The 4,167-nt window shown below is 44.7% G+C and carries 1 protein-coding gene; it reads left to right on the top strand.

Going from position 1 to position 4,167, the window contains the following annotated elements; translation table 11 throughout:
- Positions 1-64 precede the first annotated feature (64 nt).
- Entirely contained in the window at positions 65-3,772 is a 3,708-nt protein-coding gene (locus HOO90_RS08745) for a TonB-dependent receptor (protein WP_292842141.1), read from the top strand.
- Positions 3,773-4,167 lie beyond the last annotated feature (395 nt).

Genomic DNA, 4,167 nt, shown 5'->3' on the forward strand with positions numbered 1-4,167 from the left:
AAAAGCTGTATCCATTTGCCGTTTACGCATATTTGTTCGCTATTACTAAAAAAGGTTATTAATAATGCAATCTAACAATTTACAACAAACCCCGCATCGCCTAAACCCAATCAAATATTGGGTAGGCATTAGCTGTTTATTGTTAAGTGCAAACGCCTACGCGCAAACAACCGCTGAAACAAGCCAAGCCAAACTAAGTGAGGCAGAAATTGCCCAACTAAAAGCCGACGCCGAATTTGACAAGGTGAATTTCACCGCAGGTGAAAGAGAAGGTGCCCTGGGGTACAAGGTGAATTTCACCGCAGGTGGAAGAGAAGGTGCCCTGGGGTACAAGGTGAATTTCACCGCAGGTGGAAGAGAAGGTGCCTTGGGCGATGCAAAGCTAACTTCGCAAGCACCAGCAAGACGATTAAAAGTTGCTGATGCAACGCCTGCAACAGCCAATAGTAAAATTAACATCTCGCCCGAAGTCATCCGCAAGGCAGAAGCCACCGATGCTAACCCACAAGGCGTCAGCGATGCTGCCAAAGCCAATGCTAAAACATTAAGCAAAGACAAAGGCAGTAATAACCTACCGATTGACATCAACCTGCAAAAAATCCAAGTGCGCGCCAAACGCTTTCACGAGATTGGCCCTTTGCCTGGCTTAGGTTTAACCAAAGAAGAAATCCCTGGTAACGTACAAAGCATTAGTGCAAAAGAGATTAAAGAATCACATTCACTCAGCATTACCGACCTCATGAATAAAAAACTGCAATCGGTGAACGTGAATGATTACCAAGGCAATCCGTTTCAAATGGATGTGACCTACCGTGGTTTTACCGCAGGGCCGCAAATTGGTACACCGCAGGGTTTGTCTGTGTTCTTGGATGGTATACGTGTGAATGAACCATTTGGCGACGTAGTGAACTGGGACATGATTCCCATGAACGCCATTGCGGGGGTGGATGTGTTTCCGGGGTCTAACCCAATATTTGGTTTAAACACATTAGGCGGTGCGTTTACCCTTAAAACTAAAGATGGCTTTAATAACGAAGGCGTAGACGCAGAAATTCTCACAGGCTCTTATGGGCGTAAACAACTGCAAGTGGAAGGCGGCATCAATAATGGCACGTTTGCCTTGTTTGGTGCGGGTAACTTCTTTTTAGAAGATGGCTGGCGTAAAAACTCACCCAGTAAGGTGAATCAGTTCTTTGGTAAAGGCAGCTATCGAGGTGAAAAGCTGGATTTAAGCTTGAGCACCTTGTTTGTACAAACCGATTTAGTCGGCAATGGCTTATTGCCTAGCCAAATGTACGAACAAAACCGCACCAGTGTTTATAGCTCACCCGATACCACTAAAAATAAGCTGCAGCAATACCAACTCTCGGGCGCCTTTCAGGTAAATGATAATTTTAGTGTGACAGGGCAAGTGTATCGACGTGATAGCAAACGTCATTCAATTGGTGCGGATGTGTTTACGGATTATGGTGATACTGCATACGCTCGTAATTTACCCAAGGCGGCTGACCCAGCTAATGGCAAGCTTGCAGAAGAATACACCTGTTTGTTTAATAGCACCAATGCTCTTGGTTTACCCGATTATTACGTGCTACCTATTGAGATGACAGGACTACCTACTGGAGTGGAAATAAACAATCACCCCTTTGTCGCTAATGGTTACAATCCTGCTGACTTGCCAGCGGGTGCGCTCAATGCAACGTTGCCTGATGCGGTCATTGCCAGTTATAGATACAATTTCGAGACCCAGAAAAACTTTCTGTCGGCGTTGGTTTACAATAGAAATACACCACTACCACCACCAGATACGGGGGATCCAGATCCAACTTATTTTGATGAGGCGAGCTACCGAGCTAACTTTGCTGATTTCTCTGCGCAAGTGCCTTATTCTGCTGCTGATGCTCCAGTATTAGACGGAACTGGTTTTGGTGATTATTTTTACAGTCAAATAGAAGTTAGTCCTGGTGTAAATAAAATTTACAAAAATTTTATTTTGCTACTTGCGCCAGTAAACCAGACCGCGTGCAGCCAAACGCAAATGGATAACAATGTGGGAGGGTTAGATTTATCTGGTGCATATGCACAAGTTGATGGAGATGGAAATCCCATTAGCATTGACGGTGCATATGGAGGGCAGCCTGGCGTGGTGCAAGGCACGCCAACGGCTGTGTTTACGGACAATCATATTAATCAAATCGTTGATGGTGCCTCACTGCAATTGAATTGGAATTTAGAGCAGCATAAATTCATGGTCGGCATTTCGATTGATGCTGCAAATGCAGACTACAGCAACACCAGCCAACTAGGCTTTTTAGATGCAAACCGTAAAGCGTTTTTAGCACCTGATTTAGCCCATCCACAATTTACAGGGGCTGATATTGGCTTGCCAAATAATGACTTCAGTGGTAGCAATACCACCAAAAGCATTTATTTTAGTGAAACCTGGACACCAGTTAAAACTTGGCACTTTAATGCCTCTGGCCGCTACAACGAAACGCAGGCGAAAAACAAAATTGCCGCAAGATATGGTGCGGCAAATTTCGGTATAGGTGATTTATTAGGTGTACCCAGTAATTTTAATGTTTGTCCGAATGGCGATTGCACAAATGTACCCAGAAATTATGCTAATCCATTGTTAAGTGCCCCACTCAATGCGGCGGAAACTGAGAAATTCAGTTATTACTCTTTCAATCCACAACTCGGTGCTACTTGGCAGGCGAGAGAGAATCTGAATGTTTATGCTAACTGGGCAAAAGGGGCGCGTACACCCAGTGTGATCGAGCTAGGTTGTGCCTTAGACCATACGCTTGTATACGCGGGCTATTTAACGACTGACCCTGATGGGAATACCGTTCCTGCTTTGCTGCCGAAAAGTATTGTTGAAAATCGCCAGTGTACCTTACCGACTACGTTATCGGGCGACCCATATCTTAAACAAATTAAGGCTACTACTTATGATATCGGTATGCGTGGCACCATTGGAGATAGCGTGCAATGGAACTTAGGCGCCTACCAAACCGATTTGAAAGACGATATTTACTTTATCGCGGCAGGCAACAGCCAAGGCTTTTTTGATAATGTTGGCAAAACTCGCCGCCGAGGTATTGAGGCAGGGCTGAGCGGTAAAAAAGATAGAGTAGGCTTTAGCCTGAATTACGGCCTAACGGAAGCTACCTTTCAAGATGGCTTTACTATGCTGAATAACGATAACAGCAGTAGTTTCGTTTTCGACTCCTTTTATGGATTGAATGCAATTCGCGTCAAACCAGGTGACCGTATGCCAGGAGTGCCTTTGCATAACCTCAACGCAACGGTGAGCTACGACCTGACTCCGAAATGGCAAGTAGGATTAACGACCGTTGTGCATTCTTCAAGTTATGTACGAGGGAATGAAAATAACCAACATCGGGTAGGTGTAACGCAATACAGAACATTTTTCAAAGCTGGCGTCGGTTTAGTTACTGAGGCTAGGCAGCCATCGAATAATCCTGGCACAGTGCCAGGCTATGCAACCTTTAACTTACAAACCAGCTATAAATTCAATAAAGAGTGGACGGCGACTATGCTGGTCAACAATCTGCTTGATAAAGAGTATTTTACGGCTGGCCGTCTAGGACGCAATCCGTTTTCTCCCAAAATTTATGGGGATATAGGTCCAGATGGCTATAACCATAACTCGAATGACTGGCTCAGTACCAACTTTATATCGCCCAGCGCGCCACGAGGGGTTTGGTTTAGCTTGAATTGGCAGTTTGATGCAGGTAAGAAATAGCGATGCCCTGCAACCCGCATGGATACTGGCTTGCAGGGCAGGTGGTTTTTAAGGTTTCTTCTGTCATTCTGACGTAGGTCAGAATCTGCTGGGGGTTAGATCCTGAAACGAGTTCAGGATGACGGTTTAATTGGTCAATTTGGAGGGTTAACTATTGAGCAAGTTTAGTAGAAATAAAAGGGCATTTGTGGCACGCCCAAGTATTCAACACAAATCAATTTAAGTACTTACGAGGCGCTTTAGCTGATTTGGGTTAATTGGTGAAGCAGGCAGCCACAAATGCCTGCATATTCTAACGTAATATGGAGAAGTAAAATATGAATAACGTTAAATTGAAATTGGCAGTATTAGCTGCACTCGGTTTGGCTTCTGCCCAAGCTGCTGCAGCATTGTTA

It is taken from the genome of Methylotenera sp. (genome assembly GCF_013141425.1).
GTDB lineage: Bacteria > Pseudomonadota > Gammaproteobacteria > Burkholderiales > Methylophilaceae > Methylotenera.

Bases quoted from the DNA above. Each gene is read 5' to 3' on its own strand.
- HOO90_RS08745 (WP_292842141.1), top strand. From the start codon at position 65: ATGCAATCTAACAATTTACAACAAACCCCGCATCGCCTAAACCCAATC.